Source organism: Sorangium sp. So ce693 (assembly GCF_051521375.1).
GTDB lineage: Bacteria > Myxococcota_A > Polyangia > Polyangiales > Polyangiaceae > Sorangium > Sorangium atrum.
In genome coordinates, this window is record NZ_CP150347.1 from 9,827,666 (window position 1) to 9,842,518 (window position 14,853).

Annotated in this window: 12 protein-coding genes; 6 read left to right on the forward strand and 6 right to left on the reverse strand. The window is 70.6% G+C overall.

Annotated features, from left to right (window positions below):
- Positions 1-172: 172 nt before the first annotated feature.
- Positions 173-772, reverse strand: a complete 600-nt coding sequence (locus WMF14_RS36710; RefSeq protein WP_272095804.1) for a YqgE/AlgH family protein — start codon at positions 770-772, stop codon at positions 173-175.
- Between the two features lie 162 nt (positions 773-934).
- Between WMF14_RS36710 and WMF14_RS36715 the strand changes: the two genes are divergently transcribed.
- From WMF14_RS36715 to WMF14_RS36725, 3 genes are read left to right on the forward strand one after another with little or no spacing between them, the layout of a single operon-like run.
- Positions 935-1,345, forward strand: a complete 411-nt coding sequence (locus WMF14_RS36715; protein ID WP_272095805.1) for a 6-pyruvoyl trahydropterin synthase family protein — start codon at positions 935-937, stop codon at positions 1,343-1,345.
- Positions 1,346-1,400: 55 nt separating this feature from the next.
- On the forward strand, positions 1,401-2,897 hold the full coding sequence (locus WMF14_RS36720; RefSeq protein ID WP_437793871.1) for a DEAD/DEAH box helicase: 1,497 nt from the start codon (positions 1,401-1,403) through the stop codon (positions 2,895-2,897).
- Complete coding sequence (locus tag WMF14_RS36725) at positions 2,884-4,104, forward strand: DUF790 family protein (RefSeq protein WP_272095807.1); 1,221 nt, start codon at positions 2,884-2,886, stop codon at positions 4,102-4,104. Before WMF14_RS36720 ends, WMF14_RS36725 begins: the two co-directional genes overlap by 14 nt.
- 52 nt (positions 4,105-4,156) lie before the next feature.
- Here the strand turns inward: WMF14_RS36725 and WMF14_RS36730 are convergent, their stop codons facing one another.
- On the reverse strand, positions 4,157-5,236 hold the full coding sequence (locus tag WMF14_RS36730; protein WP_437793874.1) for a PHP domain-containing protein: 1,080 nt from the start codon (positions 5,234-5,236) through the stop codon (positions 4,157-4,159).
- 173 nt (positions 5,237-5,409) lie between these two features.
- Between WMF14_RS36730 and WMF14_RS36735 the strand changes: the two genes are divergently transcribed.
- Positions 5,410-6,519, forward strand: a complete 1,110-nt coding sequence (locus WMF14_RS36735; RefSeq protein WP_437793876.1) for a glycosyl transferase — start codon at positions 5,410-5,412, stop codon at positions 6,517-6,519.
- 35 nt (positions 6,520-6,554) lie between these two features.
- Here WMF14_RS36735 and corA read toward each other — a convergent pair whose 3' ends face one another.
- Positions 6,555-7,718 carry a magnesium/cobalt transporter CorA gene (corA, locus tag WMF14_RS36740; RefSeq protein ID WP_437793879.1) on the reverse strand — a complete coding sequence of 388 codons (1,164 nt, stop codon included), beginning with the start codon at positions 7,716-7,718 and terminating at the stop codon, positions 6,555-6,557.
- A 313-nt stretch (positions 7,719-8,031) separates the two neighbouring features.
- Between corA and WMF14_RS36745 the strand changes: the two genes are divergently transcribed.
- The gene (locus WMF14_RS36745; RefSeq protein WP_437793881.1) at positions 8,032-9,369 is read left to right on the forward strand and encodes a hypothetical protein; all 1,338 of its coding nucleotides are present in this window, start codon (positions 8,032-8,034) and stop codon (positions 9,367-9,369) included.
- A gap of 39 nt (positions 9,370-9,408) precedes the next feature.
- On the opposite strand, the gene WMF14_RS36750 is transcribed toward WMF14_RS36745, so the two are convergent.
- A complete protein-coding gene (locus tag WMF14_RS36750) occupies positions 9,409-9,828 on the reverse strand; it encodes a GFA family protein (protein ID WP_437793884.1) in 420 nt (139 codons plus the stop codon).
- Between the two features lie 213 nt (positions 9,829-10,041).
- On the opposite strand from WMF14_RS36750, the gene WMF14_RS36755 reads away from it, so the two are divergent.
- Positions 10,042-11,586, forward strand: coding sequence for a hypothetical protein (locus WMF14_RS36755; protein WP_437793887.1), 1,545 nt, complete (start codon positions 10,042-10,044; stop codon positions 11,584-11,586).
- Positions 11,587-11,631: 45 nt separating this feature from the next.
- Here the strand turns inward: WMF14_RS36755 and WMF14_RS36760 are convergent, their stop codons facing one another.
- Together WMF14_RS36760 and WMF14_RS36765 are read right to left on the reverse strand one after the other, a co-directional pair.
- Positions 11,632-12,318, reverse strand: a complete 687-nt coding sequence (locus WMF14_RS36760) for a pentapeptide repeat-containing protein (protein WP_437793889.1) — start codon at positions 12,316-12,318, stop codon at positions 11,632-11,634.
- A 167-nt stretch (positions 12,319-12,485) separates the two neighbouring features.
- Positions 12,486-14,714, reverse strand: coding sequence for an NADP-dependent isocitrate dehydrogenase (locus WMF14_RS36765; protein WP_437793892.1), 2,229 nt, complete (start codon positions 14,712-14,714; stop codon positions 12,486-12,488).
- Positions 14,715-14,853 lie beyond the last annotated feature (139 nt).

Sequence of the window (14,853 nt, forward strand, 5' to 3'; positions counted from 1 at the left end):
GCCGCGTCAATCGGGTCATCCCCTGCCCTCTTCCCATAGGAGGACGCCAGCGGGGCAGACCCGCACAGGAGACGGGCCCAGATCGGCGTTTTCGGCGCACAGGCGTACTCTTGTACGCCGAGCACCGAAAACGTCGAGATGGGCCCGTATCCGAAGCGGGTCTGCCCCTCACCTAGGCTTCGCCGATGCTTCGCATCGACATTACCTCGATGGGGCGCAGGCCGAGCAGCGCATAGGCCTGCTCCCAGCGCTGGTCCGCCGCCACGTCGAACAGGATCCGCTCGTCGAGGGCCACGGGCAGCCACGCGCCCCCGGCGATCTCTCGCTCCAGCTGGCCGGGCCCCCAGCCGCTGTAACCGAGGAGCACCGTCCTGCGCCGCGGGTCGTCCGCGGCGGCCGTGCCGCGCACCGCGTCGGCCGCGAGCGTGTCGAACGCGCTCCGGGACGACGTGACCCGCACCCGGGAGCCCACCGGGATCACGCCTGTCTCCTCGGCCCCGAGCGCCGGATCGAGGCACAGGATCCACCCCGAGCTCGGCTGGACCGGCCCGCCGAGGTAAACCGGCGCCGGGTCCTTCAGGTCGTTGCCATAACCCGCGAACGACAGGAGCTCCCCCAGCGTCATCGGCGCTGGCCTGTTCACCACGAACCCCAGCGCCCCGCCCTCGCTGTGCACCGCCAAGAGCACGACCGTCCGGTCGAAGTTCGGATCGCCGAGCGGCGGCGACGCGATGAGGAACCCTGGGGCCAGCACGCTCGCTTCGCTGTTCATCGGCGATCCTCCCTGGCAACGGTCAACCGGTCACTGCGTCCCGCACGAACCCGTCCGCCGCGGCGGGGGCTGGACGGGGGGTCGCCCCCACCTTACTCCGGTGTGCCGTGACAGGCGATTGGGATCTCCCTCCAGCGCCGGTGGGGCGGGTATAGTGGACCCATGTACACCGTCGGCGTCCGCGATCACATCATGGTGGCCCACAGCCTCAAGGGCGTGCAGTTCGGCCCTGCGCAGCGCCTGCACGGCGCGACGTACACGGTCAGCGTGGAGGTGGAGCGCGAGGAGCTCTCGCCCCTCGGCCAGGTGGTCGAGACGAGCGCGCTGCGGGATGGCCTGCGCGCCGTGCTCGCCGAGATCGACTACCGGAACCTCGACGAACACCCCGCGTTCGAGGGCAAGCGCTCGACGCCGGAGCTCATCGCGCGCTACATCCACCGCGAGCTCGGCCGCAAGCTCCCGGTGAGCGCCGGAAGCGCCCTCACGATCACGCTGCACGAGTCCCCCCTCGTCTGGGTGCGCTACCGCGCGCCGCTCCGGGGCGCCTCGGTCATGCCGACCGAGCTGGCCTGATCGCCGGCCATCTCCGCTTGGCACGCGGCCCTGCCCGCGGCAAAAGAGCGCGCCGATGACCGAGCCGGTCCGCACAGCGCCGATCGCCCTGAGCTTCCAGGGCGGCACCCTCCGCATCGAAGGCCTCGCCCCGCGCCCGGCGCTCGCGGCTGCGCCTGCGATCGACAGCAGCGCGCTGGCATCAAACGCAGACGAGCGCGCGGACGAGCCCGACGGCGGCGACGCGGGCGATCCCGCCGAGGGCGCGCCGCTCGACCCCGCGTGCCTGCCCGCGTCCTGCCGCTGGGACGCGCGCGAGCGGGTCTACCGCGTGCCGGCGATCGACTACGCCGAGCTCGTCCTGAGGCTCCGCGCCCGCGGCGTCCCGTTCACCGACGGCGCCCGCAAGTACGAGGCGCTCCCGCTCGCGCCGCTCGCCAAGCACGACCCGTTCCCCTACCAGCGCGAGGCGCTCGACGCCTGGGCCGGGCGGCGCAGCCGGGGCGTTGTCGTGCTCCCGACGGGCGCGGGCAAGACGTTCGTCGCGACGCTCGCGATCGCCGCGCGGCAGCGCAGCACGCTCGTGGTCGTCCCCACCCTGGATCTCCTGAACCAGTGGTACGACGGGCTCTCCGCCGCGTTCGGCGTCCCCATCGGCCTGCTCGGCGGCGGTTATCACGACGTCCTCGACCTGACGGTGACCACCTACGACTCCGCGCACGCCCACATGGACCGGCTCGGCGCCCGCTTCGGCCTCGTGATCTTCGACGAGTGCCACCACCTGCCGAGCCCGTCGTACGCGCTCGCCGCGAAGATGTGCCTCGCGCCCTTCCGCCTCGGCCTCACCGCCACGCCCGAGCGCGCCGACGGCCGGGGCTACGACGACCTCATCGGCCCGATCGTCTTCCGCCGGGAGATCACCGAGCTCTCCGGGCAGTACCTCGCGGCCTACGACGTCGTCCGGCTCGAGGTGCCGCTCTCGGACGACGAGCGCGCCGCGTACGAGACGGCGCGCGCCGTGTACATCGGCTTTCTGCGCGCGAGCGGCATCCGCATGCCCGAGGGGTGGGGCCAGTTCATCCTGCTGAGCTCGCAGTCCGACGCCGGCCGCCGCGCCTTCGAGGCGTACCGCCGCCAGCGCAGCCTCGCGCTGTGCGCGCCCGGCAAGATCGACGTCCTCGCCCGGCTGCTCCACGCCCACCGCGCCGATCGGACCCTGGTCTTCACCGAGGACAACGCCACGGTCTACCAGATCTCGCGGCAGTTCCTGCTGCCGGCGATCACCCACCAGACCAAGGTGAAGGAGCGCAGCGCCATCCTCGACGCCTTCAACCGCGGCGCGCTGTCGGCGGTTGTCACCTCGAAGGTGCTGAACGAGGGGGTCAACGTGCCCGAGGCCAACGTGGCGATCGTCCTGTCGGGCAGCGGCTCGGTGCGGGAGCACGTCCAGCGGCTCGGCCGCATCCTGCGCCGGAGCGAGAACAAGACGGCGATCCTCTACGAGCTCGTGGCCCTCGGCACGAGCGAGCAGCGGGTGAGCGACAAGCGCCGGGAGCACGTTGCTTACCAGTGACCTCGTCCGCGTCCGCCGCCGGGGCGGGATGGTCGTGCCGCAGTACCTCCGCGGGGCGGCCGCCGAGCGCCTGCTGCCGGTCGCGCGGGCGTACCTCGACATCCTCTCGCAGCGCGTCGGCGAGCGCCGCGACGACGTCGAGGCCGCGCTCGACGCCATCGAGGTGCCCGCGCGGGATCGCGTGGCCTCGCTCGGCCTGAGGAAGGTGCTCGAGGACGGCTGCGAGTACGAGGTGCAGGAGGGCGTCGATCCCGAGGCGCTCCGGCGCGAGCTGTTCCACGCGGCGGCGGCGGCGCACCGCGCCCTCGACGTCCGCGCCCGCTTCGATCGCGCGGCCGTGCTCGACGAGGTGGCCGCCCGGCTCGGCACGACGCCCGCCGCGATCGAGGCGGGCCTGTACGCCGACCTGCGCGGCGCCGAGATCCTCCGGCGCGCGGCCGCGGACGCGCCCGAGATCCTGCTGGATCGGTACAACCTGGCGCTGGCGCAGTCGATCCTCCTCCGGGCGACGCAGGTGACGATCCGCATCGAGGGGGAGAGCGCCCAGCGGTACCGGCGGATCTTCCGGGCGGCGCGCTTCCACGGGCTCATCCACGTGGTCCAGGGCGATCCGGTCTCCGGCTACACGATCGCGCTCGACGGCCCGTTCAGCCTGTTCGACGCGGTGCAGCGGTATGGCCTGCGGCTCGCGATGTTCCTGCCGTCGGTGCTCTCGTGCGCCTCGTTCCGGCTGCGGGCCGACCTGCGCTGGGGGCGCGACAAGGAGCCGCTCGCGGTCGAGATCGGCCCGGCGGACGGCCTCCTGTACCATGGGCGCGAGCTCGCAGAGACGACACCCGAGCTGGACGCGTTCTGCGAGGGGTTCAGGAAGCTCGGGTCGCCCTGGACCGTGTCGCCGAACGAGCGGCTGTTCGCGCTGCCCGGAGAGGTGGTGTGCGTCCCTGACCTGGTGTTCCTGAACGCGGAGACCGGGGAGGAGGTGTACCTCGAGGCGTTCGGGTTCTGGAGCCGGGACGCGGTGTGGCGGCGCGTCGAGCTGATCCGGAAGGGGTTTCCGGCGAGGATCCTGCTCGCGGTCGGCAAGCAGCTCCGCGTGAGCGAGGAGGTGCTGGGCGACGACGAAGCCGGGGAGATCTATGTCTACCGGGCGACGATGTCGCCGCGCGCGGTGCTGGCCCGGCTGGACGGGAAGCGCGGGGGGGCGTGAGCCGCTGGGGAGGGCAATCTGGCGTCCGCAGCGCCCGCGACGCCCGCGGCGCTCACGGCTCCACGGTCGCGTACGCCGGCGTCCACGCCCGCTTCCCGTCCGGCCGCGTGATCCGCGCCCGCACGTACCGCTCCCCGCCGCGGAGCCGGTACGTCGCCCGGCCCTCCGTGGGCTGCTGCCGCTCCAGCACGCGCCCGCCCCGCCCGACGAACTCGACGACCGCGCCCGCCGCCACCGGCCAGACCGAGAACGCGTCCCCGGCGATCGCGATCCTCCGCAGCCTCGCCCCGGACGACGCGTAGAGCCGTCCCCCGGCGAGCGCGCTGCAGATCGCGGCGCGCGACGCCTCCCGCGAGAACACCTCGATGAACCCGCGGCCGGGCCCCGCGGGCGGCGCGCCCGATCCGGCCATGAGCTGGTGCAGATCGTCCACCGCGACGCCGACGATCCCCCCTCCCGCGGCGCCGCGCACCGTCAGCACAGCGTCCCATAGCGCCTCGTGCGATGGGCGCGTCGCGTCGCCGTCCGTGTACACATACGGGTGCCCGCTGTGGATCTCCAGGAGCTCCGCCGCGGGCGCCGCCAGGAGGTCGCCGGCCGATAACGTCCAGTCGAAATTCGGGTGGTTGATGAGCGCCACACCCCCCTCCGCCCACACACGGCCGATCGCCCACTTCAGCGCCTCCCCCTTGGTCAGGAAGGCGCCCCCGCCGATCGTCGCGCGCGTACAGAGCGCGTTCACGTGCACGGGCTTCCCCTCTGCCCACATCGTGACCTCCTCGCCGGGGATCACGACGAAATTCGACGTCGACGAGGGATCCTGGAACATCGCAGGATCGACGCGCTGGTTGTGGTCTGTCAGCGCCACGAAGGAATACCCGTTCTCGCGGTACCAGCGGACGACGTCGCGCGGCTCGCTGTCCCCGTCGCTCAGGGACGTGTGCGTGTGGATGTTTCCGCGCTGGAACACCTCCACGTCGAGCGCCTTCTCGAAGTGCGGGTGGCCCGGCGGTCCGCGCCCTCCGGGAGCAGAGCCCGAATCGTGCGAGGCGCGCTCCGCCCTGCCGGCAAGCGCGAGGAGCGCCGCCGCGCCGATGAACAGGAGAGCACTCCAGCGTCCGCGCATGTTCATTGCGATGACATGGAGAGTATACAGAACGCCAGGGCCGCGACCAATTCGCAGAGAGCACGCCCGCACCTCCGCCGCCGCGCGTTACCTCTCCCGCTTTCCGGCGCGCGCGCGCCCGTCTCCTCTTCAATTTTTAATTGCCCCGGTCCACCGGCGTCCGGCGGCATACTGCTCCCGTGACGCCCCCCCTCCTCGCGCTCGTCATGATCGTCAAGGACGAGGCCCCCTCCATCCGCGAGACCCTCGCCTCCGTCAGGCCCCACGTCGACCGATTCACCGTCCTCGACACCGGCTCCACCGACGGCACACAGGCCCTGGTGCGCTCTGCCATGGCCGGCGTCCCCGGCGACCTCGTCGAGGAGCCCTTCATCGACTTCGGCACGACGCGCAGCCGCGCCCTCGATCTGGCCGGCGACGCGGCCGTGTTCACCCTCATGCTGAGCGGCGACGAGCGCCTCGTCGCGGGCGACGCGCTCCGTCGCTTCTGCGACGAGCGCCGCGACGCGTCGGGCCCGGGGCACGGCGCCTACCACGTCCGCGTACGCTATGGCGATTCCGTCTATGACTCCGCCCGGCTCGCCCGCGCCTCGGCCGGGTGGCGCTACGTCGGCGCCACCCACGAGGTGCTCTCCAAGGAAGGCGAGCCGCCCCCCTCGATCCGCGTCCCCGACGCCCACATCGTCCACGACCTCTCTCGCCGCGACGCCGCCGCCCAGACCCGGAGATGGCAGCGCGACCTGGAGCTGCTCTCCGCCGCGCTGGCCCGATCCCCCCGCGACGCCCGCGCCGCCTTCTACCTCGCGCAGACGCTGGAGTGCCTCGGCCGGCACGCGGAGGCGTTCGAGGCCTACGAGCGGCGCGCCGCGCTCGGCGGCTGGCAGGAGGAGGCCTACGAATCGCTGTTCCGCATGGCGCGCACCGCCGCCGCGCTCGGGCGCCCCTGGCCCGAGGTGCAGCAGCGCTACCTCGACGCCCACGCCCACAGCCCGCACCGCGCCGAGCCGCTCTTCGCCGTCGCCTGGCACTGGTACGGGCAGCGGTGCTGGCCGCTGACCTACCTCTTCGCCTCCCGCGGCGCCGCCCTCCCCTTCCCCGCCCAGGCCACCCTCTTCGTGGACGCCGAGGTCTACGAGCACAAGCTGCTCGACCTCGTCGCCACCAGCGCCTTCCACGTCGGCGAGCTCGCCGCCGGCGAGGCGGCGCTGCGCAAGGCCCTCGCGCGCCGCCCCGGCGATCCGCGCCTGCTCAGGAACCTCGCGTTCTACGCGCCCGCGAAGAAGCGCTGACGCGCCGCGCTCGCCATCGCCGCCGGCGCCGCCGTTCAGGCGCCGTCGTCGTCCTTCCTGATCCAGCCCTTGCGGCGATAGTACGTGAGCAGCCCGACGACGCTCGCCAGCATCAGGAGCCATACGAACGGATAGCCGTAATACCAGTCGAGCTCCGGCATGTTGTACGGCGAGGTCTCGTGGTGGAAGTTCATCCCGTAGATGCCTGCAATGGCGGTGACCGGGAGGAAGATCGTCGAGATGATCGTGAGCACCTTCATGATCTCGTTCATCCGGTTCGATATCCCGGAGAGGTGGAGATCCATGAGGCCCGAGCTGAGCTCGCGGTAGGTCTCGACCATGTCCATCAGCTGCACCGCGTGATCGTACGTGTCGCGCAGGTAGAGCCGCGTGTCCTTGGCGATGATCGGGTTGTCCTCGCGGAGCAGCGCGTTGACGAGATCGCGCTGCGGCCAGATCGCGCGCCGGAGCGTGAGCAGATCCCGCTTCAGATCGTGGATCGGCTTCGACATCCGGCGCTTCGCGTCGATCACCTCGACCTCCAGGTCCTCGATGTGCTCGCCGAGCCGCTCGAGCACCGGGAAGAAGCCGTCGACCACCGCGTCGAGCAGCGCGTACGCCAGGTAATCGGCGCCCCGCTCCCGGATCGTGCCCCGGCCTGTGCGGATTCGCTCCCGCACGGCCTCCATGACGTCCCAGTCGGCCTCTTCCTGCACCGTCAGGACGAAGCTCTTGCCGACCAGGATGGCCAGCTGCTCGGTGCGCAGCACGCAGCGCTCGTTGACCTGCACCATCCGCGCGATGATGAGGACGTGCTCGCCGCCGTAGACGTCCGCCTTCGGCCGCTGGGGCACGTTGACCATGTCCTCCAGCGCGAGCGGGTGGACACGGAAGATCTCGCCCAGCCGCTCGAAGGTGCCCTTGTGCCCGAGCCCCCGGACATCGACCCACGTGATGGAGGGCCGGTCGTCCGTGAGGTAGGGGATGCACTCGTCGACGCGCTGGATCTCCTTCTCGGACACGACCTCGGCGTCGTAGTCGATGACGAAGATCTTCGGCCGCTGCGTTTCCTCGATGACGAGCGTTCCGGGCGGCGACGCCGGCGGCGGCTCGTGCACGAGCCGGGCGCGCCTGGGCCGCAGCGTCGTCCGGTCGAGGTCGGCCCTCTCCTGGACCCAGGCGGCGTGCGGTTGCGGCACGCTGCTGCGCCGCGATTCGGGGGGTAGCGTGGAGCTCGTCACGGGGGCGTGATGGTAGACCAAGATCCCGGGGTATCGAGCGGGGATGACGCGCGGGATGACGCGCGGGAGCGAGCTCGCTCTCGCGCTCGCTCCGCGGCGCCGGGTGGCGTATGCTTATGGGGCCGCGGAGGGGAGTTGCTGGTCGGGCCGCGGCGGGGAACGGGCGCTCGCAGGGCCGCCTCTTCCTCCCTGTCCCTGCTGGCCGGGGGAGCGCGCGACGCGCGCCGGCCTGCGCCTCGCGCCGCAGCGCGCCCTGCCCTTCCGGATGCCCATGGGAACGACCCTCGACATCGCGATCGGCCTCGTCAGCGTCTTCTTCCTGCTCAGCGTCCTCTGCTCGGCCATCCACGAGGCGCTCGCCGGCGTGCTCCGGCTGCGCGCGCTCAACCTGGCGCAGAGCATCGAGATCATGCTGGCCGATAGCGAGCTCGACGCGCACGTGAAGCGGTCGCCCGGCGCCGCCGATACCGCCGCCCCCAAGAGCCCCCCGCTGGAGCACGTCATGAAGCGCGTGGCGCGGGTCGCTGTCGTGTTCGTGCGCACCCGGGTGATGCCGGGACCGCACCCGAGCCCGCTCGCGGAGAGGCTCCGCGAGCACCCGCTGATCAAGGATCTCAAGTACGGCTGGGTAGGGCCGTCCTACATCCCGTCGCACGCGTTCGTGGCCGCGCTCATCGACACCCTGCGGCAGGTCCCCTGGCCCGACAGCGCAGCGGCGCCGCCCCCGCAGGCCGGCGCCGCCGCCGCACCTTCGCCGAGCGGCGCCGGCGCCGCGCCTTCGCCGACGAGCGACGCCGCTTCCGCGCCTTCGCAGCAGGCGAGCGACGGCGTCCCGCCGCCGCAGGCGAGCGCCTCCGCGCCTCTGCCGGGCGAGATCGCGGCGGCGCCGAGCCGCGACGAGGACCCGCTCGACGAGCTGAAGCACATCCTCCGGAGCATGCCGCCGAAGAGCGATCTCCGGCGCGCCCTCACAACGATCGTCGACTCCACGGTCAAGGACATGCGCGAGGCCAACATCCGGCTGGAGCGCTGGTTCAATGACGCCATGGACCGGGCCGCCGGCCGGTACAAGCGCCGCGCGCAGCTGATCATCAGCGCGACGGCGCTCGTCCTCTGCGTCGGGTTCAACGCCGACAGCATCCGCCTCGCGGGCGCGCTCTCGCGCGACGCGGTGGTGCGCGCCCGGCTGATCGCGGCGGCGCAGGAGATAGCGAAGTCGCCGCCCCGCGCCGCGCCTCAGGCCGGCGGCGTCGACCAGAACGAGGACATCATGTCCGCGATCGCCGAGGCCAGCGGCGCTCGCTCCCGGCTCACCGGGCTCGACGTCGAGATCACCTGGGGCGTGAAGGCCCCCGAGCACACGAGCGTTCCGAAGCTCTGGAACGCGATCGCGGCGATCCTCGGCCAGGGCATCGTCGGCTGGATCCGCGGGGTGCTCGACAGGCTCCTGACCCCCGGCATCCTCATCACCGCGGCCGCGGCCTCCCTCGGCGCGCCGTTCTGGTTCGATCTGCTCAACAAGCTCGTGAACCTCAGGACCGTCGGCAAGAGCCCCGAGCCTTACGAGCCCCCCAAGGGCGCCGGACCGGACAGCAGCGTGACCCGCTGACCCTGCGCGACGCTCAAGGGGACGACACGCCCGGTCGTCCTACCACGACGCTGGGTACTCATCGTGGGTCGGAAGCCCTCCGCTGGCGCACCCCCACGGTGCTCTGGATGCCCAGAAGATGTGATCCGTCGGCGAGATGGGCGGCGCCGTATCCAGCGACCCCGCCGGGACGACCATGATCTTGCCGCCCCGCCTCATGCGCGGGACGGGACACCCGCAATGGCTGCAAAACCACTTCCCGAAGCTCTTCGCCGTGGGCAGCTCATAGCGTGTGATGGCCTCTTCCCCTGACAGCCATCGGAGCTGGCCGGGATCGACGGCCAGATTCGTGCCGTGGCCCGCGCCCGTGCTTTTGCGACAGCGCGAGCAATGGCAATGGGCCATCAACTGGAACGGCGGGTCGACCTCGAATGTCACCGCCCCGCAAAGGCAACCCCCGTGAATGCTGGACTCGCTCATCTGCTCTCTCCAGGCGCCTGACGCCGCGATTGAATGGGACGCTCAGCCTATCCGATCTGGCGGGCGAGGATCGAGCTCGGTTCGCCCGGCGCGCCCGGAACACGACGCCGTGGCCGCCCCGACACGCGCCACGGCCGATCCTTGGGCCAGCAGAGGCATTTCACCCGTGCCTCCGAGCTGGTACGCAGGCTGCTAGATCCAGGGGACCGGACCATGAAGAGACTGAGCGCTTGCTTTCTGCTGGGGATTCTCGTTGGCTGTCAGAAATCCGAGGAGGCCGGCCTGCCGGCGGCGAGCTCGGGACCGAGCGCCGGATCGAGCGCACCGGCGGCGGCCGCCGCGGAGTCAGCGTCGCCGGCCGCCGCGGAGGCAGCCTCGTCGGCCCCCGCGCCCGCGGCTGCGGCGCCCACCGAGCCGACTCCGCCGTCGGCTGCGCCGGCGCCTTCTGGTGCGCCGGCGTCCTTCAAGGACGGCCGGAGCGAGCCGATCGCAGCGGCCGTCGGCCTCGGTTGCGAAGCGAAGAGCCTCGACGGCTGGCTCGAGCTGCTTTGCCGGAAGAAGAACGGGACCGGAGGGCACCCCGTCCGCGCGGTGCTCCACGATCCGAGCGCGGAGGCCGCAGCCGAAAAGCCGAGCGAGCCCGCGGCGACCGCCGACGCCGGCGAGGATCCCGACGCGGGCCCGTCGAACGAGGTCCTCGCCGACGAGCGCGGCGAGCTCCGGCTCGTCGCTCCGTTCCGGGCCGAAGCGAAGCAGAGCGTCACGCTGGAGTGGACCGACACGCGCTACGAGCTCCAGATCGACGGGACGACCGCGAAGCTCGACTGGGCCGGCTCCGTGGTGTCGCACCGGCGCGCTTGCCAGGAGCTCCTCGATCAGAACCGAGCGCGCATCTCCAACGCGCAGAAGCTCGAAGGGCCCGAGAAGGTCTCGGCGGCCGAGGCGACGCGCCTGCCGAAATTCGGGGTCTGCCAGCCGGCGGGGCTCGGCTCCTGGGCGCTGTCGCTGACGCGATTCGCGGGCGCCGGCGAGGGCGCGGCGCGGGCGCTCGCCTTCGACATCGAGGTGGTGCGGATCGACCTCGAAGGCAAGCGCTCCGCGGCGCCGCTCGGAACGATCGAGGTCGCGCCCGGTGGACTCGCGATCTCCGCGTTGAACGTGTATGACTTCGACGACGACGGCAACGACGAGCTCATCGTCCCCTACGAGCTCAACGCGCTTGCCGCGGGCGCGAAGCCGGCGGCGCCGAGCCCGGTCTGGACGTTCTCGAACGGAGCGGTGTCCGCCTATGCGAAGGCCCCGAGCGTCTCCGGCGGCCTCGGCATCGAGCACCTCGATCACGACATGCGGCCCGACATCGGGAGCTACGGTCCCTTCGTCGCGTGGCTCGGCGCGGACTGCGGCGTGAAGAGCTGCCCGTCGCGTGTGACCGGGCCGAAGTTCTATTTCCACTCGGTGCAGGACGGCTCGTTTTCAGCGACCGACGCCAGCGCGACCGCGGCGCTCGGCCGCGCGTGCGGCAAGAAGCCCGCGGCGATCGTTGTGACGGCCGGCAGCGGCGTGAACGTCGCTCAGACGGCGAAGAACCTCGTCTGCGCGCGCGCGCTGGGAGCCACGCGGGAGGCGATCGAGGGCGAGCTCGCGGCCAAGCGCGCGGACCTCTGCGGCGGCGCGGCGACCTGCGCGCTGTCGAGCACCTTCGAGGCCTGGCTCGACGCGGCGCTCCCGGCCGAGCTGGGGAGCGCCGCGAAGCCGTGAAGGATGCAGGTCTTTCGAGGCCGCGGCGCACGGCGACCCGGGCCGTTATCTGCCGTCCTTCTCCGTGAAGCCGAGCACGTGCATGCCGAACGAGGCCGCGAGGAGGATCGCCGCCTCGAGCGAGATGCGGGCGCCCTTCACGTTGTTCTTCGCCGGATCGATGAACAGATCCTGGGCTCGAGGGAACTGCGCGTTTCGAAGGTCGCAGTTTTCGAAGCGCGTCCCCGCGAAGCGGCACTCCTCGAACACGGCCCCGGCGAGGTCTGTCGCGGCGAACACCGACTCGGTGATCGCGCACCGCTCGAAGCGCGTCTTGCGCAGCGCGAGCGAATCCATGATGACATACCGCAAGTCGCAATCCTCGAACGACACGTCGGGGAATTTCGCGATGTTCGTCCAGTCGACGCCCATCAGCTTGCAGGAGTTGAACGCCACGCCGCGCAGCGAGAGCATGGTGAGGTCGGCTTTGGTCAAATCGCAGCTCTCGAAGACGCAGTTCTCGAGCCGAACGCGCGTCCAGCGGCTCTCGCCGAGCTTCGAACGCCGGAACACACAGCCGCAGAAATCTCGGTCGCTCAGGTCCGCTCGTTCCAGGGTGAGCCCATCGAACGTCTCACCGTCGAAGGAGTCCTTCCCTTCGAACGGATCCAGCTTCCCTGGAGAGATTTCTCCACCGCCGCCAGCGCCGGGCTTGGGCTTATCTCCGCTGATCGATCGTCCTCGTCCGGCCATTCCCTGCTCCAGTCCACCAAACGATTTCAGACATGGTGTCATCGTTTGATGGTGGGCGTCAAGGCGCGCTCCCGGCGCGTGACTCGGTCGTGCGGTGGTTGAATGGCCGTGGCCGCCGAGCGCGTCGCCTGTGGGCACATGCGCGCTCGGCGGGGACCCCGCGCGGCTCAGGAGAAGCCGTCGATGGCCGCGTTCAGCGTGGCGCTGGGCCGCATCGCGGCGAACGTCTTCTGATCGTCGAAATGGTAGTAGCCGCCGAGGTCGACGGGCTTGCCCTGCGCGCCGATCAGCTCGCCGTCGATCTTGGACTCGTTGTCCGTCAGGGTCTGGGCGAGCTTGCCGAACTTCGCCGCCAGCTCCTTGTCCTCGGTCTGCTTGGCGAGGGACTGCGCCCAGTAGAGCGCGAGGTAGAAGTGGCTGCCGCGGTTGTCGATCTCGCCGACCTTGCGGGCCGGGCTCTTGTTGTTCTCGAGGAACAGGCCGATCGCCGTGTCCAGCGCCTTGGCGAGCACCTTGGCCTTGGCGTTGTCGGTCTTGTTGGCGAGGTCCTCGATCGAGACCTGCAGCGCCAGGAACTCACCGAGCGAGTCCCAGCGCAGGTAGTTCTCTTTCTGCAGCTGCTGGACGTGCTTCGGCGCCGAGCCGCCGGCGCCGGTCTCGTACAGACCACCACCGGCCAGCAGCGGCACGATGGAGAGCATCTTGGCGCTGGTTCCCAGCTCCAGGATCGGGAACAGGTCCGTCAGGTAGTCGCGCAGCACGTTGCCGGTGACGCTGATGGTGTCCTTGCCCTCCTTCATGCGGGCGAGCGTGAACTTGATCGCTTCCACAGGGCTCTTGATCGGGAGCTCCAGGCCCTTGGTGTCGTGCTCGTGCAGGTAGCCCTTGACCTTGGCGATCAGGTTCTTGTCGTGGGCGCGGTTCTCGTCGAGCCAGAACACCGCCGGGGCGCCGGTGGCGCGCGCGCGGGAGACGGCCAGCTTGACCCAATCCTTGATGGCGATGTCCTTCGTCTGGCAAGCGCGGAAGACGTCGCCGGCCTCGACCTTCTGCTCCAGCAGGGCGTTGCCGGCGGCGTCGACGACGCGCACCGTGCCGCTCTCGGCGATCTTGAAGGTCTTGTCGTGTGAGCCGTACTCCTCCGCGGCCTGCGCCATGAGCCCCACGTTCGGCGAGGTGCCCATCGTGCGCGGATCGAACGCCCCGTGCTGCTTGTGGAACTCGATCGTCGCCTGGTAGATGCCGGCGTAGGAGCGATCGGGGATCGTGAACTTGGCGTCGTAGAGCTTGCCATCCGTGCCGTACATCTTGCCGCTGGAGCGGATGGCCGCCGGCATCGAGGCGTCGATGATCACGTCCGAGGGCACGTGCAGGTTGGTGATGCCGCGGTCGGAGTCGACCATGGCGAGCGTCGGGCGCTGCTCGTAGAGGGCCTTGATGTCCGCCTCGATCGCCGCCTTCTCGTCTGCCGGCAAGCTCTGGATCTTCGTGTACAGGTCGCCGATGCCGTTGTTCGGGTCGAAGCCGACCTTGGCCAGCGTGGCCGCGTGCTTCTCGAGCGCCTCGGCGTAAAACACGCTGACGGCGTGCCCGAAGAGGATCGGGTCGCTGACCTTCATCATCGTGGCCTTGAGGTGCAGGGAGAACAGCACTCCCTGCTTCTTCGCGTCCGCCACCTGCTCGGCGTAGAACGCGCGCAGGGCCTTGGCGCTCATCACGCTGGCGTCGACGACCTCGCCCGCCTGCACCTTGACGCTCGCCTTGAGCACGGTCGTCTTGCCGCCGGCGACGAGCTCGATCTTCAGCTCCTGCGCCTTGTCCACCACGACCGACTTCTCGCTGCCATAGAAGTCGCCGCTCGACATGTGCGCGACGTGGCTCTTCGACTCACGGCTCCACGCGCCCATCGAGTGCGGGTGCTTCTTGGCGTAGTCCTTGACGGCCGGCGAGGCGCGACGATCGCTGTTGCCCTCGCGCAGGACGGGGTTCACGGCGCTGCCGAGCACCTTGGCGTAACGCGCCTTGGTCGCCTTCTCCTCCTCGGTCTTCGGCTCGGAGGGATAGTCCGGCACGGCGTAGCCCTGCTGCTGCAGCTCCTTGATGGCGGCCACGAGCTGCGGAATGGAGGCGCTGATGTTGGGTAGCTTGATGATGTTGGCGTCTGGCGTCTTGGCCAGCTCGCCGAGCTCCGCCAGGTGGTCGCCTAGCTTCTGGTTGTCCGTCAGGCGCTCGGGGAAGTTGGCGAGGATGCGGCCCGCCAGGGAGATGTCGCGCGTCTCGACCCGGACCCCGGCGGCCTTCGTGAACGCCTCGACGATCGGGAGGAGCGAATAGGTGGCCAAGGCCGGCGCCTCGTCCGTCTTCGTGTAAATGATGGTAGAATTTTTCGTTTCCACTGTTTTCTCGAGGGTTGAACGGGTCGGGATTATCGGGAAGGTTTCGCCGGACGCCAAGGGCCCGTCGCACAGGCAGAATGCCCGGCATCGAAATTTGCGCAAGCTGCCCCTGGCTTCGGGCCGACTCGCCGCCGACCAG

What these genes read in the sequence shown, in the direction of transcription:
- WMF14_RS36750 (WP_437793884.1), bottom strand. Translation starts at nt 9,828, where the DNA reads ATGAGCGAGTCCAGCATTCACGGGGGTTGCCTTTGCGGGGCGGTGACA.
- WMF14_RS36720 (WP_437793871.1), top strand. Translation starts at nt 1,401, where the DNA reads ATGACCGAGCCGGTCCGCACAGCGCCGATCGCCCTGAGCTTCCAGGGC.
- WMF14_RS36715 (WP_272095805.1), top strand. Translation starts at nt 935, where the DNA reads ATGTACACCGTCGGCGTCCGCGATCACATCATGGTGGCCCACAGCCTC.
- WMF14_RS36745 (WP_437793881.1), top strand. Translation starts at nt 8,032, where the DNA reads ATGGGAACGACCCTCGACATCGCGATCGGCCTCGTCAGCGTCTTCTTC.
- WMF14_RS36760 (WP_437793889.1), bottom strand. Translation starts at nt 12,318, where the DNA reads ATGGCCGGACGAGGACGATCGATCAGCGGAGATAAGCCCAAGCCCGGC.
- WMF14_RS36730 (WP_437793874.1), bottom strand. Translation starts at nt 5,236, where the DNA reads ATGAACATGCGCGGACGCTGGAGTGCTCTCCTGTTCATCGGCGCGGCG.
- WMF14_RS36710 (WP_272095804.1), bottom strand. Translation starts at nt 772, where the DNA reads ATGAACAGCGAAGCGAGCGTGCTGGCCCCAGGGTTCCTCATCGCGTCG.
- WMF14_RS36755 (WP_437793887.1), top strand. Translation starts at nt 10,042, where the DNA reads ATGAAGAGACTGAGCGCTTGCTTTCTGCTGGGGATTCTCGTTGGCTGT.